An 18,037-nucleotide genomic window follows, 5' to 3' on the forward strand; every position below is an offset into this window, starting at 1 on the left:
ATCTCCCTTCCATCATGGCATAAAGCCCGATCCATTACATTTTTTCTTAAAAATTTCTTAAATCACTTTCAAAATGTATTGCAAAACATTTGAACTTGATATATAATTTAAATATAAGCTAGGGATTTGGCAAGCAAACCCCTACGGACAAACATCCGTGACCTGTCAGCAGAGAAACAACCATGCAGAAATACTTACGCTTTACCAGTTGGGTCTTAGTCGGGTTATTGGCTAGTGGTGCGATCGCTGCTTGCAGTAACTCCGGGCAACAAGCCACCCAAGACACCGGCAATACCGCCAAACCCGTGACCATCACCCTGGTTTCCTACGCGGTGACTCAAAGTGCTTATGAAAAAATCATTCCCAAATTCGCCCAAAAGTGGGAAGCGGAAACCGGACAGAAAGTTGAGTTTAATCAAAGCTACGGCGGATCCGGTTCTCAAACTAGGGCAGTGATTGATGGCTTAGAAGCGGATGTGGTGGCTCTCGCGTTAGCTATGGATACGCAGAAAATTGAAAAAGCCGGACTGATTGACCCCGGATGGGAGCAAGAATTCCCCAATGAGTCGATTGTGCATAAATCTGTAGCGGCGATCGTCAAACGGGATGAAAACGTCCAAGTCAGCAAGTGGTCTGATTTAGCCAGCGACCAGATCCAAGTGATTACCGCCAACCCCAAAACCTCTGGGGGCGCCCGGTGGAACTTTCTCGCCCTTTGGGGTGCTGTGACCCAAGCGGGAGGAACTGCCCAAGAAGCGGAAACCTTTGTAGAAACCGTCTTTAAAAACGTGCCCCTGTTACCGAAAGATGCCCGGGAAGCCAGCGATGTTTTCTACAAACAAGGACAAGGGAATATCCTGATTAATTATGAAAATGAGTTAATTTTAGCCCAACAAAAAGGAGAAAAACAACCTTATTTTGTGCCAACAGATTACAATATTTCTATTGATAGTCCGGTGGCAGTTGTCGATAAAAATGTTGACAAACATGGCACCAGAAAAGCCGCTGAAGCGTTTGTGGCATTTCTCTTTACTCCCGAAGCCCAGAGGGAATTTGCTCAAGTGGGATTTCGTCCCGTAGATCCTAATGTGGCCACAGAATTTACCAGCCTATATCCCAAAATTGATAAGTTATTTACGGTAAAAGATTTAGGCGGTTGGGATGCAGTCCAAAAGCAATTTTTTGATGATGGGGCAACTTTTGACAAAATCTTAACCCAAGCAGGCAAATCTTAATTACTAAATACCTTAATCCCTTGATTTGATCCGTGATGTCCGATTGGACTGCAACAATCAATCAGTGAATCATTTATTACCTTTACGGAAAGGATATAAACATGGATAAAACCAATTCTGTAACCCATGATGTGGCTTCTGCACCTCGCTCTACTCAAGTTAGATTAATCGTGAGAATACCTAAAGATTATCATCACGATCCGGTGATTAGTAATTTGGCGTCTCAGTATCGTTTAGATGTGAACATTTTAGGCGCAATGTTAGGCGCTCAAGCCCAGGGAGATGGCTGGTTTGATCTGCAATTAAGTGGGAAATCCGCCCAAATTGATAGTGCTTTGATTTATCTTTCTGATTTGAATGTTGAGATTCTCAGTCGCAGCGATCGCGAAACTGACGGTTGGTAGTCAAGGAGTAAGTAGAGATTTTATGTCTACAAAGTCAAAAAATGATAGAAAAATTGAATTACCCCGTGTACGATAATTTATTCAATGGATTAAAGCGAATTTTCGGTAAACTGCCCAAAATTTCCCTACCTTGGGTAGTTATGCTGAGTTATTTAGTGCTGATGCTGTTGCTACCGATCGCCGCTTTAGTCACCAAATCACTAACATTAGGAATCGGTGAATTTTGGCGCATTGCCACCCAGCCGATCGCCTTATCTGCTTATGAAGTAACATTTATTACTGCATTAGCGGCAGGCATCATTAATGGGTTCATGGGCACCCTGGTGGCTTGGGTATTAGTCCGCTATAATTTTCCCGGCAAAAAAATTATTGATGCGGCAGTTGATTTACCCTTTGCCTTACCCACTTCTGTGGCCGGTTTAGTGTTAGCAACAGTGTACAGCGATCGCGGTTGGATTGGACAAATCTTTGCCCCCTTTGGCATCAAAATCGCCTTTACCCGCTTAGGGGTATTTGTGGCCATGCTGTTTATTTCCTTGCCCTTTGTGGTTCGCACCTTACAGCCGGTGTTACAGGAAATGGAACAGGAAATCGAAGAAGCCGCCTGGTCGTTAGGTGCCTCGCAATGGCAAACCTTTCGCCGGGTGATTCTGCCCCCATTAATTCCGCCAATTTTAACCGGAATTGCCCTAGGTTTTTCCCGCGCTGTGGGAGAATATGGCTCTGTAGTAATTGTCTCGTCTAATATCCCTTTCCGCGATTTAATTGCCCCAGTTTTAGTGTTTCAAAGACTAGAACAATATGACTATGCCGGGGCAACGGTGATCGGTGCGGTACTCTTAATTGTGTCACTGGTGCTGCTATTGGTGATTAATTTCTTGCAACAGTGGGGGCGTCGTTATGCAGTCCGCTAAACCTTCAAATCAATATTATAAATTAATCCTTATTTTCTTAGCTGTAGGCTATCTAGCGCTGATTCTGTTTATTCCCGCTGTCACTGTGTTTTATGAAGCCTTTCATCAAGGATTTAATGCCCTAGGAGAAGCGATCGCCAGTCGAGCTTTTCAATCCGCTGTTTTTTTAACTATTATTATTACCGCGATCGCGGTTCCTCTGAATACAGTTTTTGGCCTTTGTACCGCATGGGCGATCGCCCGCCATCAATTTCCCGGTCGTACCTTATTAATGAGTATTATTGACCTGCCATTTTCTATATCTCCAGTGGTTGCCGGGTTAATGTTAGTCCTATTATATGGTAAGAACGGCTGGCTCGGCGGAATATTCGACGCAATGGGCATCAAAATTATTTTTGCCCTACCGGGAATGGTCTTAGCCACCCTATTTGTCACCCTACCTTTTGTCGCTAGAGAAGTCATTCCCGTGATGGAAGAAATGGGAGAAGAAGAAGAAGAAGCCGCCCGGACTCTAGGGGCAAAAGATTGGCAAGTTTTTTGGCGAGTTACTCTCCCGAATATCCGCTGGGGATTACTATACGGAGTGCTATTAACTAATGCACGGGCAATGGGAGAATTTGGGGCGGTTTCTGTGGTATCCGGGAGCATTATTGGTCAGACTTCAACCCTGCCGCTTTTTGTGGAACAAGCCTATAAAAATTATCAAACCGAAGCCGCTTTTAGTGCCGCCGTAATTTTGGGTTTACTTGCCGTAGTGACTTTGGTTTTAAAAGAAATTTTAGAACGAAAGACTGGACATAAGCTGGAATCTTAACTCTTAACTGGTAAGGGCAAAGCACTCGCGTAGACATTTCGGTAAAGCCCCCCCTTTTTAAGGGGGGTTGGGGTGATAGAGATCAGTATGAAAGCATTCTTGTCTAATGTCTACGCGAATAATCAGGGCGAAGCATTCGCGCATAAATATTTCGGTTTAAATTTCGGTTTAAACAATCTTATGTCTACGGGAATAGGGCGAAGCATTCGCGCATAAATATTTCGGTTTACATAATCAAATTTATACGCGAATGCTTCGCCCCTACACCCAAACCCGACACCCTACACCCTACACCCCAAACCCTACACCCTACACCCTACACCCTATATAAATTGGAGAACAACTAACATGAGTATTAACATTCAACAAGTTTCTAAACTCTTTGGTGACTTTCAAGCCTTAGATAATATTAATTTAGAGATTAAAGACGGGTCATTAGTGGCTTTATTAGGGCCATCAGGTTCGGGAAAATCTACCTTATTACGGGCGATCGCTGGGTTAGAAACTCCTGACACTGGCTCCATTTGGATCAACGGTCAAGACACCACTTATTTAGATGTCAAAGAACGGAATATTGGCTTTGTTTTCCAACATTACGCCCTATTTAAACATCTCACCGTCCGGCAAAATATTGCCTTTGGATTAGAAATTCGCAAAACTCCGGCTAAGTTAATTAAAGAACGCACTGAAGAGTTATTAGAATTAATTCAACTCCAAGGATTAGGAAATCGCTACCCCAACCAACTCTCTGGAGGACAACGGCAACGAGTTGCCCTCGCAAGAGCTCTAGCGGTTCGTCCTCAAGTTTTACTCCTCGATGAACCCTTTGGCGCTTTGGATGCCAAAGTGCGGAAAGAATTACGGGCTTGGTTGCGACGCTTACATGATGAGGTTCATGTCACCAGTGTTTTTGTCACCCATGACCAAGAAGAAGCAATGGAAGTTGCCGATCAGATCGTGGTAATGAATCAAGGCAAAATTGAACAAGTGGGCACCTCGACCGAAATTTACGATCATCCCGCCTCCCCGTTTGTGATGAGTTTTGTCGGAGAAGTGAATGTTTTACCCAGTCATACTAATTTAGTAAATATCCATAATTCAAACCCCAATACTTACGCTTTTATTCGTCCCCACGAACTAGAAATTCATCGGGTTGAGAATGGAAATAGCACAATGGCCGTTGTCCGGCGAATTACCCATTTAGGTTGGGAAATTCAAGTGGAGTTAATGTTAAGCGATCGCCTTGAAGTCATTTCCCACCTGAGTCGAGAAAAATTTGCCCCGCTAAATTTAGAAGTGGGTCAAAAAGTATTTGTCAAACCCCGGAATACCCATTTTTTCCCCAAAGCCGCATAATCATTGAGTAAGGGCTTTCGCATTTAGATAACAAATCTTGGCTTTTCATCCATAACGGAATAAGGGCGAAGCATTCCGGTGACAAATCTGGGCTTTTCATCCATAACGGAATAAGGGCGAAGCATTGCGGTAACAAATCTTGGCTTTTCATCCATAAAATATCTGCCGCAATGCTTCGCCCCTACAGGATTATATAGAAATTGTCATACTTAGAAAGTACAAAAAAACCTGTCATTCCCGCGCAGGCGGGAATCCAAAAAACTCTGTACTTCATTCAATAAAAACCGCTATAAGGGCGAAGCATTGCGGTAACAAATATTGGCTTTTTATCCATAAAATATCTGCCGCAATGCTTCGCCCCTACAGGATTATATTCTACAATTTTTAATAAAAACCGAAAAATTACGGGAATAAGTTAGGGTTTTTAACTAATAACATATCCCCGTAAAAATTAATTAGTTAATTAACTAAGTAGGTGAACATAATTAACTGCACTTTTCGTTCCCCGCCGATAGGCTGTGGATTCCCGCCTTCGCGGGAATGACAGTTTTTTTCTCATGGGGTATGTGGTGCATTTATTTCTGCCCGTCTACTTAATTAAGCTTCTTAAGCTTCGCAACAAATCCGTTGCCAAGCCACCCATTCAGTTTCTTCCTCATCATCCTCATCGTCATAAAAATTTTCATCGGTATATTCAACTAAATAGGTATCCCCTTTGATTTTTTTGATTTCTGCTTCATACCATTCCCCATCACTGTAAAGAACCTCAATTTCATCTCCCACTTCATAGTTACTGCCAGCGGGAGCAAGATTGGTTTGTGCGATCCATTCATCATCACTCGGATCGTTATTATAAAGATAACGGATTAAACAGAGATTTCCTTGCAGTTCCCGAACCGTCCCTGCATACCAATAATCTTCACTGAGAACATCCACTAATTGTCCGACTTTAAATTCCCCATTACCAGAAGCTTGAGAACCAGAAGCTTGAGAACTGGAATCTGGGGTAGATGCTTCTGATTCATTTTTTACGGATTCGTATGCGGCTAAAATTAAGCTGCGGGCTACAGTTTGAATCCCGGTATGTTCATAATAGTTAGTCGTTTGGTCAAGGAAAGCCGCCACAAAATCTAACTTATCATCGGCAATTTGGATAAAGCTGCCAATACTTTGTAAAATCGTGTCTGGGGTGACACCCGTTTTACTAATTAAACTATTCATCCAACCTTGAACGGCGTTGAAACTTTGGGTAATAAAACCGAATTTAGACGCCGGACTATCTCCTGGTAATGAGTTACTAATTGAGCCAAAAACCGGATTATCTTTAACGATGGCCGCATCCCCACCATCAATAATCGAGTGAATTTTCTGTAAGAAATCTGGACCTAAAGGCAGAATCCCATCTAGGCAAACTAAAGCTGCCATCCGCATTAAAGATGCGTCAGTATAGTTGTTAGTTAAAGATTCCACAAAGAGTTGGGGATTGGGTTGAGGAATGCCATTTATTTTACAAAAGGCGATAATTTCAACGACAATTTTTAAGACTAAATCAATGGTTTGAGCGACATCAGCTTTAGGAGTGACTCGATTGAGAAATGAGAGAAATTCAATTTTTTCCCCGATTTTATTCGCTAAGGCTGCTGTTGCCATTGCTGTATCGGCTTTGTCAATAAGTTGATATAGAGAAATCGCTGATTTATACCCGGTTTTGTTGTCTTCATAGAGTACCAAGGCACGTTCTTTAATCCGCTGTACCTTCTTGGGGTCATTTTCCCCGGTGACAACCCGAATTGTTTGGTCAAAACCAACGGTATTTTGCCATTCTCCAGGGGCAACAAAGTCTAGGGCTTTGAGCACTTTAACGGTAATATTATCTTGCGGGAGTTGATCTACCAGTTGAACTATTGATGAACTCATGGTTTGAGTTTAAATCCTATTTGATGAGTGTGGTCAGCGATTAGCTATGAGCATTGATTATGCACTTATGACTATGCACTTATGACTATGCACTTATGACTATGCACTTATAAGTATGCACTCAGTTCTAATTATACTTCACCCATTCTGGGAGATCCGGTAAAGTTGAGATTTTTCCTGCTTGCTGATGGCTAAATCCTGACTTTACGGTTACATTAAGAATTGTTACGATTAGATGCGTTTAGATGCTGTTTCAGACTTGTGCGATCGGCGAATTATTGTTGAGTAATTATACTCGTACTATTTCTAATGAAAGATGTAACATTAGGGGCGCAATGCTTGCGCCCAAATTAACCTCAAAATCGTAGCAATAATTTTTGAAATTGGTATCAATTAATGCTTTGGCGATCGCAATTATTGGGCAGTATGGGTTAACTATGCTGTAAGACAAGAACACTTTTGTCGTTAATTGTGGTTTTTTCAGAAATCAATCTTTTTACCAAGGACTCCCCACTAAGGTAAATCCAGCCCAATAATAAGGATGCTGAAAAGTTTCTTGGTCTACGGTAATTTCCGGGGGTAAAAGAATATCATCATCAGAATTTAGAGCAATTAAATGACCATTTTCAATCCGCACATCTCCCCGCAGCATGGCGATTTGGGCTTCGCGCAATATTTCTGCTTTTAGCTTGGATTTTTTGTCAGTTTCTCCAGGATTTTCGCTGTCTTGAAATGCCAGCCGAATCTGCCGATACAATTCACTCATTAATCCCAAGGTAGCGCGATCGTCCACATACCAAATACTGCCAATGGCGGATTTAACTTTAGCCTGCACTGCCAAACCAGCAAATCCTAATTCTGATGTTTCATTACCAAGAGCAGAATGGCAAGCCGACAAAATCATTAAATTAATCGGGGATGATCTCTCTAACAGAAACTCTCGCAGTTCACTCAAACTTAACTTGCGATCCCATAACTGAATATAAGAATCACTGGGGGCGTCTGGGACAAATTCCGCATGAGTCGCTAAGTGGACAATCCCATAATTATGTTGACTAATTTGGTGGTGGAGATTTTCCCAGGTAAAAGCTTCATTCAGAAACGAGTCACCAGACCATGCTTGGGTAATAGTAGAAACTTCCAAAGGAACTCCGGGCAAATCAGCCAGATTATGTTCTTTAAATGTAGAAGAACCCATTGCTAAAAGTTTGGCATTGGCTAAACTTTGATAGCTAGTATCTGTTAAATTTACACTAGGAATTAATCCCAGACTATACTTTTCAATTAAAAACTTTTCTCCATCATGTAAAGCTGCTAAAGGAATGCTGCGTAACTGAGCATCCATGACAAATACTAAAGTGTCAATATTGAGTTGTTCTAGGTCAGGTTCAATTGGTTCAATCATCCATTGATAAAGTTGCTGCGCTGATGCTAGATATCGATTGTTTTTTCTGTATCGAGGGCTGGTTATTTTCTCCATAAAATCTTTGACTACTGGCAACATATTCTTTCGTCCAGCATCTCTGATTGGTCGATAGATGGGAGCGCCATTAATAGGTACTAAAATTACATCAAGTTGTTCATCCCGGATCACCGTATAAACCAGCGCAAATTTTTTCTGAGTCGCTACGGAAATATTTTTTAATTCCTCTTGAATTGACTCAAAAGAGTTTAACTGAGGTTGGCTGGTTTCAACCTGACTTCCTGCGATGACTTCTTCCGTAAATACGCGATCGATAAAGGGAACAGCTTCCGATATTTCACCGGCATCAATTCGGTTAGCGATTTCAGTTTTGATCCCTAGAGGAATATTCCTTAGTCCAACTTTGATTGAATTGTCCGGCAATATTTCCCCTACTGTGGTATCGCTGCTAGAGTTTAAAACCGTCTGACTGCTATTCTCTGTACTTTCACTTCCAGTCAATACATTAGCAATTTCAGTGGATGAATCTGATGAGATGACAGATTGAGAATTATTTTGTTCGATCGCAGGGTTTGACTCTACGATAGTTGGTGAATTTGTACTCTCTGGGACGGTTGAGACCGATGGTTCTGCGATCGCATTAACGGTGGTTATTTCTGGTTCTTCTGCCTGAGATGTTATTTCTTGGGTAGGAGTTTCTTCTATCGGAGTTTCTTCTATCGGAGTTTCTTCTATCGGAGTTTCTTCTATCGGAGTTTCTTCTATCGGAGTTTCTTCTATCAGAGTTTCTACGGTGGTTTCCTCTGTAGGAGTTTCTACGGTGGTTTCCTCTGTAGGAGTTTCTTCTGTGGTTTCTGAATCAATGGGGACTGCTATATCTTCTTCTGGTGGTTCTGAAACTGGATTAGACGTTGTGATAATTGTGATATTGCCTTGAGTGTAAATCCCATCATCATCAACAGGCACCTCAAAGGTGGGTGAAATGGTTTCCGAACCCGTAGTTAATGCGGCTGCGGTGCCATTGGTGGTGGCATTTCCGACAATAAATGGTGTTTCGCTGCCTCCTGGGTGTCTGATGCTAATTGACCCACCACTGACTGTACCCGCAGTAGAAATGCTGGCGGTGCGATTATTTTGATCTACAAAACTGCCACGGGCTTGGAAAAAATTGCCTGCATTAATATTAACATTGCCGCCAGTTCCATCACTCGCGAGTCCTTGAGCATCGATCGCAAATATGTCAACATTTGTTAATCCATTAATCGTCACATTGCCGCCATTATCAGCACTAGAATTTAACAAGCCCATAATTTGCATATTACCCTGGGCAAAAAGATTAATATCTCCTCCTTGGGTGACGATTCGGTCAATGATTAATTGGCCGCCTGAGTTAATAATCACCGGCCCCCCTGGAGTGGAAATCTGACTCACAGAAATATCCCGATTAAGTTGCTCGGAGTCAGAGAGAAACGCGGTGTTTATCACGGTCAAATCCGGGGGAATATTCGCCGGATTAGTCAGACTAGAAACGCCGGATCTTAAAATTAATGCTGGGGAGTTGGCCAAGATTTCCGCATCAGGATCCGGCAAACCGGATAAAGTCACATCTGGGTTAGTAATAGTGATATTCCCGGCATCAATTCCTCCCGTGGCTTCTACTTTTAAGGAAACCCCAGTATATTCATCAAAACTCACATTACCATCAGCACTAATAATTGGGTCATAATAACTGATAAAATCACCGAAATCGCCAGCTACAGTACGAATAAAGAAATTGCCCTCCGTGGCAAAATGAGCATCGGTGGCAATATTTCCCCCACTAATTAAGGTAATATCACCCCCTGCCTGAAAAGTTGCGCCTTGGTTGACAGAATTCAGGGCGAAAATATCAATTTTTTGCAGTCCAGTTAGATTCATATTTCCGCCTGCGATCGCGGAAAATGGGTTTTGACTATCCCGAACAATCAGCGTATTTTTCGCCAATAAATTTAAATCTTGGCTAGTTTGGATTTCACTCCCGAATAAACTTAAATTATTAGCAGCGGATAAAGTAGCATTTCCTGAGATAATTGTTGCCGATTGATTTGATTGATTCGTGGGTTGAATCACCACATCCCCATTGCCTATCCCCAAGGCAGAACCGGATAAAACTACTTGTCCCGCTTCATTGAATGTCACCTGGTTGGCATCAATAATATTGCCACCCCCGGTTAATAATTCAGGGAGAGAAAGTGGATTAAAAGCCTCGGTTTTTAAATTGGATAAACTCACTTCTAAACTCAGTAAATGTCCGGGCTGACTAATCCGCAAAATACTTTCCCCTGGAACCGCAGTAATAATCAGATTCCCTTGGGGTGCAGCGAGAGACCCGGTACTGAGTATGGTTCCGCCAATCAAAGATAAAGATTGTCCTGATCGCACCGCTAAATCGGCAAAATTAATCAGACTCCCTGGCTGAATATTGTCAAAAGAAAAATAAATCGGATTCCCGACTAATGTGGTATAATTATTATTGCCGAATACTTGCAATATTCCGGCATCAAAGCCTAAACTGGTGGCAGTGGTGGCGGTAAAATCACCGAGGACATTTAAGGCAGCATTTTGACCAAATACTATGCCTGCCGGATTGAGCAAAAAGAGGTTAGAATTTCCACCATTAACTTGAATTAAACCATTAATTAACGATGGATTACCCCCAGAAATTTGTCCGAGAATATTGACAATTTCTGGACGGGATAAAAAGTTGGCAATTTGTCCATCACTCAGTCCAAATTCTTGGAAATTGTGAAATAAATTTGCCCCATCTCCAGAGGTTTTACCCCCGGTAATGTTAATCTGATTTCCCTCAGTAGTGACAACGGTTCCCGTCCCGTCTGTTGCTGGGGTAATTGTTTGGGCAAAGACTAGACCCTTATTAACTCCTAGGGTCAGGAAAAGGACTAAGAAGAATAAGGGATAAAAGGGCGATCGCCCATCAAAATTAGTAATTCTTCTTTTCATTTCTCTTCTCTTGTGTCCTCTGTGTCTCTGTGGTTAATATCTTAAATAAACTGAATTAAGCTAATTTCACTTGGCTGAATTCCTAATAAAATGGCTATATATTCCCCGGTTGCTTGATGCTGAATGATTAGATCGTTAGTATAATTTCCCGTTCCTTGGGTAATATTTAAGGATTCAGAAGTTAAGCCCCCTGCGGTGGCAGAATCCATTAAATCGATAAAATCTTCCTGCACATTAAAATCAGTAATAACATCTGCTGCTTCTAATGTCAATCCGTCCATGCCTAAACCGATCGCAAATACATCCCCCGTCCTTGCCCTCCCGTGAGGGTATCTGCACCTAAATCCCCCGATAAATAGTCATTATCTTTATGACCCAATAGCCGATCGCTGCCATCTCCTCCTAACAGGCGATCGCTGCCACTTTCCCCAAACATTAAATCATTGCCTGCACTACCTTCAATATAATCATTGCCCTGACCGCCCCAAATTTTATCATCGCCATCCCCTCCTAAAATATAGTCATCATTCTCCCGACCATATAGGCGATCGCTCCCCCCTTGAGCATCAATAAAATCATTGCTTTCTCGTCCATGTAGAATATTCATTTCCACAGTTACAAGGAGGCGATCGTTCAAATTAGTTCCGGCCAAATTTGGGCGATCGTCACCTTGAAAAACCTCTCCTAAATCATCATTGTCGCTCACATTAGCGGTTAAATTCACCGTTAAATTATTATACTGAGAATCGCTACTGGTGATAGCATGAGTAATCTGACTATTGTGCGGCTCTTTAGGACTTATGGTGATAAGTTTCTCTAATTTAACATGAGTATTTGCATAAAATTAAAAGGTGAAATTCATATACATGAACGCTTCTAGCTTCTCATGTTGAAAAAAAAGAGTCTTATAAGTCCGCCAAATCCTGAAAAAATCATTAAATTTAGTTGCCAGGCTCAAAGTTAAGCCCTAAACTGATAAAATTTAGCTGTTTTGTGAAACTCACCCTTTCACCCTAAAAATTTTTGAGCTTAGGTTTATGGAAAATCATCTCAATGTAATACTGGGCTTACCTGAAGTGACCGTTAGAGAATTTACCATGCTAGAAGATGGGATTTGCCTAAAGATTAAATTGACCAAGGAACACACTGTCCTTTATGTCAAAGTTATACCACCGAAATCAATCAAAATCGTCCCATCCTAGTCCGAGACCTTCCTTGTTTTGATAAGGTCAATTATTTACATGTCCCCCGTCGGCAATTTTATTCTCGTCATTGTCAAAAGTATTTCACCGAAAAACTGCCTTGGATAGAGGGGAATCGGCGCCATACTTTGCGATATGAAAAAAATATTTTTGAGCGCGTAAAGTCATTAAATATATCTAAAGTTTCATTAGTTGATGGGCTATCTTTTGATGAAGTTCAAGGAATATTTAATCACCGGACTTCTAACATAGCCGAGGAGCAGTGGCTCGAAGTTAGTCGGATAAGTCTTGATGAAATTGCTATGCGTAAAGGGCATAAAAATTATAAAGCGGTGGTCTGCGATTTAGATAAAAATAAGCTTATAAAAGTCATTGATGGACGAACCCAAGATTGTTTGATATCAAAGCTTTCAGAACTTCCGCTCCAAGTCAGAAAAGCGGTAAAAGAAGTTAGTGTTGATATGTGGCATGGCTTTCCAAAAGTTATTTAAGAAATTTTCCCCAATGCTCAAATTGTGACAGACCGATTTCATGTGATGAGACCTCTCATTGAAGAATTAAAAAAAATCGCTAAATCTTTAGGAGTTAAAAAACATGAAAACCTGTCTCTAATTTTGAGAAACAAAATTGATTTGGATAATGGAGAACTCACGGAACTGGAAAACCTCTTATCCTCATCTAAATCTAAGCGGTGAAAAGCCGCCTATGAATATAAAGAAGAATTTCGCCAGATTTATGAAACCAGTCAAACCGTTTTGTCAGGCCAAAAGCGCTTTCAAGAATGGTTACAAAAAGCTCGAAAAATTTATGGCAAAGTTATTCAAACTATAACCGAAGATATGCCAACTATTTGTAATTACTTTATTAGTCATTCTAACAGTGTAACTATGGAATGGATTAAGAACAAGATAAAGCTGATAAAACGCCAAAGCTATGGATTTAAAAATTTTGAAAACTTTCGGTTACGTCTTTTATCAGCTTTTTGATGAGACTCCTTATAAATTACAGATTTAGCCACTCAAAAACATTAAAAATTTGATAACTTGATTAGATAAACTTACCACCGTAAGTCCTAAAGAGCCAACCATTGGCGATGCTTATATGGTGGTCGGAGGTTTATCAATTCCCAACGAGAATCATCTGATCGCGATCGCGGATATGGCCCTGGATATGCAGCAGGCGATCGCTCAATTTCAAACTCCCCAAGGAGAACCTTTTCAAATTAGAATTTGCATTAATTCTGGGCTGGTGGTTGCCGGGGTAATTGGGTCGAATAAATTTATTTACGACTTATGGGGCGACACAGTAAATGTGGCTTCTCGGATGGAATATATGGGAATTACTGGTTAAATTCAAGTAACAGAAAGCATCTATGAACAGCTAAAAGCATTTTATGAGTTTGAACCCAGAGGTTTAACTCCAGTCAAAGGTAAACGTGAAATGATGACTTACTGGCTTAAAGGTAAAAAAAATTCGCCACGGGTTTAAGCCGTGGCTACTGACCGCTGACTGCTGGTATTTAAGGTTTATTTAAAGCTTAAATTACAAACCAGGTCGATCCACCATTAAACGGTCTAATTCTAACTGCATATGATAGCGGACTTTTTCATAACAAATATCGACATAATCCCGGTCTTTGGCCATTTCTGCCCCATAATATTCAAATTCAATAGGCCGACAAATGCGAGTTTTAATTTGCATCGGTAAGGGGAAATTTGGTAGGGGGCCAATGCCAATAATCCAAGGCAAACCTAAGTAAATGGGAAATACTTCTGGGTCAACATCAAATAACCACGGCATCCCCCATTGATGAAGTTGCCGTATTTGTTCGTAGAAGTCCCCTAAGACAATTAAAGTGTCGTGAGCCCCTTTGGAAATCACCGGGACAATGGGCACTTCCTGCCGCAGGGCTAGTTTAATAAAGCCTTTGCGTCCGGCTAAGTGAATGCGATCGCGATTATGATGGGGCCGAAACACATCTTGCGCCCCACCGGGATAAACAAACACACTTGCCCCTTTCTCGAAAGCCGCGATCGCCATTTTCGGATGAGCAATTACAGCCCCCATTTGGGCCGCCAATGTCGTCAACCGAGAATCGACTTTCCAAGCATTCCGGTGCATCAAACCATACACCAGACGCTTCGTCCCAAACCGCCGAAACCAGTCATACATCACCATCGAGGTATCTGGGGAAGCCAGTCCGCCATTATGGGAACCCACAAATAAACATTGACCCGTCCTGGGAATATGATGCCAACCATCGCTTTCCACCCGAAAATAGTAGCGATAAAACCATTCCCAAATCGGCATCCAATCTAAAATCACCCGCTCATCGCGCAGGTCTAAAGTCCAACCGGGCTGGTTTTTTGCAGGCTGGTTTTTTGCAGTTTTGCTCTCAGTCATAGTCAATTAAATTTGTCAAAGGGTGAAAGACAATGAGGTTTTTTTATATCCTATCTCATGGATCAATTATTGGGCGATCGCGAGCGATCGTCGCTGATTTTTCAGGCAATTCTCGTCATCCCTGACTGATGTTATACCAATTTTCGTAAATTCCGCAACAAATTCCGCAACAAATTCCGCAACAAATTCCGCAATAAATTCCGCAATAAATCCAAATTTCTGCTTTTTAATGCGGTTTAGGTGGTGGATTAGTAGTAATTATTTTTTTTGGTTAATCTTATTGATTATTTCGATAAATTTGATAAATTTAATGGGTGAAAAGCAGCATTAATTTATGCGACATTTTTTATCACTCTTTTTCTTTTAGCAATTACATCATAGGGGACATCCCAATAAGCTGAAGCCTGCCCCATATTATAGGTCAAATATTGACTATCAATTTCTGGCAATTCGCGAATTTCTAGGGTATTTACATCAATATTGAGACATTCAATAATTTCATCGCCCAAACATTTAGATAGCATCGGGATTACCGCATTGCCAATTTCTCTAAAGCCATGCCAAATCGTGCGATGAAATTGAAACCAATCGGGAAATGTATGCAGTCTCGCAGCTTCTCGAATTGTAATACATCTCGGTTCGCGATAATGAATCGGTCTAGGGGCAGTATGCGCCCCTCGATCGCTGCTTGTACCTGCCCGGAGGGTATTACAAAGTCCTGAAGGTGAAAGCTTAAAAAATCTACTGGTTTTTTCTACAGTTCCCGGTTCAGTTAATAAAAATCTGCTGATAGAGTTGGCGGTATGATTAGAGCCAATATGCCCCCATACTTGGCCATCGGTTTTCCGTTTATGACAAAGATGATAAGCTGCCGATGGATGCAAAGCAAAGCTTTTTCTAAAGCCAGAATAATCTAGTTTTCTGGCATCAATGCCTCTATCTTGATTCACAAAAGCCGGTATATTAGCTAAATCGGCAATAGCATCCCCGACCGTATTAACCGGATTAATATTTGCCTCGGTTTCCTGATGGGTTTCTAGAGGATAATGGGCTGGCTTTACATCTTTACGACTGCCAATCAGAATTAAGCGTTTTCTTTTTTGGGGAGCGCCAAACCGGGAGGCATCCAAAATTTTAATTGGTTGAGCAATGACGTAACCAATTCGCTTAAATTCGCTGATTAATTCATCCAAAAATTGCCGATGTTCACCAGAGGCGATACCGGGGACATTCTCGAAAATAAAATATTTGGGTTTGATGTCTTTGATAATTCTGACATATTGAAATACCAGCGAATTTCTGGGGTCATCTAACTGCCGTTTGCCAATATGAGAAAACCCTTGGCACGGTGGCCCACCGGCAATTAAGTCCACTTCACCGCTAAACCCTTGCTGTTTGATTTGAGCCATTAACTTTTGGGTTTTTAAGTGATTAATATCTTGGCAAATACTGACACTATAGGGAAAGTTAACATGATGAACTAGAGTATGAATTGGATCCAGTTCTACGGCGGCAGCAATATCAAATCCAGCCGCCTCAAGTCCCAGAGACATTCCCCCACAGCCTGAGAATAAATCGATCGCGATCGGTCTTTGCATTTGTCATCCTTTAATTTAATCAATACTTTTGATATTATCACAAAATTTTGCCGGAAAATATATTAATTTTCACATAAAAAATATAATTTTGTAAATATGCCAATAAGTATGCAATCCACCCCTATACACGCGCCATTGAATCATCAGTGCCTCATCAGAAATATGATTAAGTGCCTGCCACACTTCTTTCAGCAATTCTGGTTTATCTACAAGCACTTTGGCAAGATCAAGTTTAGGATACAACATGAAATAAACACTGGTAGTCGTTGCCTTTAAAACCATTAATGTTCTCTGTTTCTAGTCGATCGAGATTGGGCAAGTAAAAATGGTCGTTTTCGCTGATAAACTCCGAGAAGTTATTGGCGATCTTTCATCCTAACTAATAGGGAAAAAAATCGCGATCGCTTGTAATTTATATCAAAATAATGTGTATTGTTCGTCATTGTTCGTCACAGAAATTGTTTTACAGATGCTACACTGTAAGCAATTAACTATTTCACCCCTAATTCTTATGATGGAGATTTCCCTATGCCCCAAGCCCTGAAAGCGATTTACCATAGTGGTACGTTTACCCTTCAAACAGCCTGTGATTTGCCTCTACGGTGTTGAGGTTGAGCTTTTTGTCAAAGCACCTCAAGTCATTCCCCCCAAGATTACTGATATTGCAACTAGGCAGAAATTTTTAACCTTACTTGTTGAGCGAATGCAACAAAACCCCATTCCCTCTAACGCTCCGCAGTTTACAAGAGATATGCTATATGAACGCCGTTGACACAAATGTTTTAATTTACGTCAATGATTCGCGTGATCCACCCCCCATACACGCGCCCTTTACTCATCAGTGCCTCATCAGAAATATGATTAAGTCCCTGCCACACATCTTTAAGCAATTCTGGCGGATCTAAAAGCACTTTGGCAAGAACCCGATCGCAATTTTTCGAGTTCCCAGTTTTGCCAAAAAAAATCAGCACCCGATTTTTAGGAAAAACCGGATGCCTGTTATCTCTGCATGGATTCAAATTAATCTAAGTCTTGGGGGAATTATTCTGCTGCCATCATGGAGCTTTTGCCGGATTTTTTGTAACGATTAGTAATCATTTTTTCTGGATCAATCCCTTCAAAAGTTGGCGGAATCCAGGCACGCACTAAGAGCAATCCGGCTAAAACTATTAAAAATGATCCTGTAGCCAGAATTTGCACCCAAGGGGTTTCTAACACTCCTCGCACAATCACTTCTCGCAAAACCGAAACAATAGAAACTTCCACCGCAACGCCAATTGAAACCCGCTGTTCTTGTAAGTAAATAATCAGCAGGCGGAATAATTCAACTAAGATTAATAAAAACAGAATATCAGCCGTTACCTCTTGAAATTCGATGGGAGGCAAGAGGGAGAAAAACATTTCTCGCAACTCCAACACCATGAAACAGAATAAGCCAAGACACAAAGAAATAACGATCAAGTCTTGGATGGTTTCTAAAAATCGCACAATCTTGGTGCGATTTAACCAGGCGTAAGATTTGGAGGCTGGATTATCTAGGAAATTTTGCATGGATGTAACCTTGAGAATGTGATAATTTGAGCATAATTCAAAGGGTGGTTATTTTTTACCTGTTGAATGTTTAATTTAGTTATGGGTTTGATTATTAAAATTACGCCTGACCGTGAAACAAGGTTTTCCAGGGGTTTAGACCTGCCTCTCATTTTCACATCCCCAATCAAGCAGAGGGGCAAGGAGGCAAGGGAGATGGGGAGATTCTGGAAATAGGACT

At 41.3% G+C, this 18,037-nt stretch carries 13 protein-coding genes and 2 pseudogenes; 7 read left to right on the forward strand and 8 right to left on the reverse strand.

From position 1 onward, the window contains the following. Positions 1-182 precede the first annotated feature (182 nt). The 5 genes from AM228_RS13295 to AM228_RS13315 all read left to right on the forward strand — a co-directional run bounded on the left by AM228_RS13295 (position 183) and on the right by AM228_RS13315 (position 4,723). Positions 183-1,235 (forward strand): sulfate ABC transporter substrate-binding protein, encoded by a 1,053-nt coding sequence (locus tag AM228_RS13295; protein WP_054466596.1) that lies wholly within the window; start codon positions 183-185, stop codon positions 1,233-1,235. 101 nt (positions 1,236-1,336) lie between these two features. After that, positions 1,337-1,639, forward strand: coding sequence for an NIL domain-containing protein (locus AM228_RS13300; protein ID WP_054466597.1), 303 nt, complete (start codon positions 1,337-1,339; stop codon positions 1,637-1,639). Positions 1,640-1,680: 41 nt separating this feature from the next. Then, the gene (gene cysT, locus AM228_RS13305; RefSeq protein WP_082348873.1) at positions 1,681-2,553 is read left to right on the forward strand and encodes a sulfate ABC transporter permease subunit CysT; all 873 of its coding nucleotides are present in this window, start codon (positions 1,681-1,683) and stop codon (positions 2,551-2,553) included. Next, positions 2,540-3,367: a sulfate ABC transporter permease subunit CysW gene (cysW, locus tag AM228_RS13310; RefSeq protein ID WP_054466598.1), complete on the forward strand. Its 828-nt coding sequence runs from the start codon at positions 2,540-2,542 to the stop codon at positions 3,365-3,367. The genes cysT and cysW overlap by 14 nt, the downstream gene beginning before the upstream one ends. A gap of 348 nt (positions 3,368-3,715) precedes the next feature. After that, positions 3,716-4,723: a sulfate/molybdate ABC transporter ATP-binding protein gene (locus AM228_RS13315; RefSeq protein ID WP_054466599.1), complete on the forward strand. Its 1,008-nt coding sequence runs from the start codon at positions 3,716-3,718 to the stop codon at positions 4,721-4,723. Positions 4,724-5,329: 606 nt separating this feature from the next. On the opposite strand, the gene AM228_RS13320 is transcribed toward AM228_RS13315, so the two are convergent. From AM228_RS13320 to AM228_RS13335, 4 genes are all read right to left on the reverse strand, one after another. Continuing rightward, positions 5,330-6,640 carry an agenet domain-containing protein gene (locus AM228_RS13320; RefSeq protein ID WP_054466600.1) on the reverse strand — a complete coding sequence of 437 codons (1,311 nt, stop codon included), beginning with the start codon at positions 6,638-6,640 and terminating at the stop codon, positions 5,330-5,332. 496 nt (positions 6,641-7,136) lie between these two features. Beyond that, positions 7,137-11,063, reverse strand: coding sequence for a CHAT domain-containing protein (locus AM228_RS13325; protein ID WP_054466601.1), 3,927 nt, complete (start codon positions 11,061-11,063; stop codon positions 7,137-7,139). Positions 11,064-11,104: 41 nt separating this feature from the next. Then, positions 11,105-11,344 carry a hypothetical protein gene (locus tag AM228_RS13330; protein WP_054466602.1) on the reverse strand — a complete coding sequence of 80 codons (240 nt, stop codon included), beginning with the start codon at positions 11,342-11,344 and terminating at the stop codon, positions 11,105-11,107. A 2-nt stretch (positions 11,345-11,346) separates the two neighbouring features. Beyond that, complete coding sequence (locus tag AM228_RS13335) at positions 11,347-11,787, reverse strand: calcium-binding protein (protein WP_054466603.1); 441 nt, start codon at positions 11,785-11,787, stop codon at positions 11,347-11,349. A 471-nt stretch (positions 11,788-12,258) separates the two neighbouring features. Between AM228_RS13335 and AM228_RS34220 the strand changes: the two are divergent. Together AM228_RS34220 and AM228_RS31000 are read left to right on the forward strand one after the other, a co-directional pair. Continuing rightward, positions 12,259-13,251 (forward strand): annotated as a pseudogene (locus AM228_RS34220) (ISL3 family transposase). An 88-nt stretch (positions 13,252-13,339) separates the two neighbouring features. Then, positions 13,340-13,753: pseudogene (locus AM228_RS31000) on the forward strand (adenylate/guanylate cyclase domain-containing protein); the annotation flags it as partial. Between the two features lie 54 nt (positions 13,754-13,807). Here AM228_RS31000 and AM228_RS13350 read toward each other — a convergent pair. The 4 genes from AM228_RS13350 to AM228_RS13370 all read right to left on the reverse strand — a co-directional run bounded on the left by AM228_RS13350 (position 13,808) and on the right by AM228_RS13370 (position 17,817). Further along, positions 13,808-14,668, reverse strand: coding sequence for a lysophospholipid acyltransferase family protein (locus AM228_RS13350; protein ID WP_054466605.1), 861 nt, complete (start codon positions 14,666-14,668; stop codon positions 13,808-13,810). A 332-nt stretch (positions 14,669-15,000) separates the two neighbouring features. Beyond that, positions 15,001-16,266 (reverse strand): DNA cytosine methyltransferase, encoded by a 1,266-nt coding sequence (locus tag AM228_RS13355; protein WP_054466606.1) that lies wholly within the window; start codon positions 16,264-16,266, stop codon positions 15,001-15,003. 69 nt (positions 16,267-16,335) lie between these two features. After that, positions 16,336-16,548, reverse strand: coding sequence for a hypothetical protein (locus AM228_RS13360; protein WP_054466607.1), 213 nt, complete (start codon positions 16,546-16,548; stop codon positions 16,336-16,338). Positions 16,549-17,307: 759 nt separating this feature from the next. Beyond that, positions 17,308-17,817: a phosphate-starvation-inducible PsiE family protein gene (locus AM228_RS13370; RefSeq protein ID WP_054466609.1), complete on the reverse strand. Its 510-nt coding sequence runs from the start codon at positions 17,815-17,817 to the stop codon at positions 17,308-17,310. Positions 17,818-18,037: the final 220 nt, after the last annotated feature.

It is taken from the genome of Planktothricoides sp. SR001 (genome assembly GCF_001276715.1).
Classification (GTDB): Bacteria; Cyanobacteriota; Cyanobacteriia; order Cyanobacteriales; family Laspinemataceae; genus Planktothricoides; species Planktothricoides raciborskii.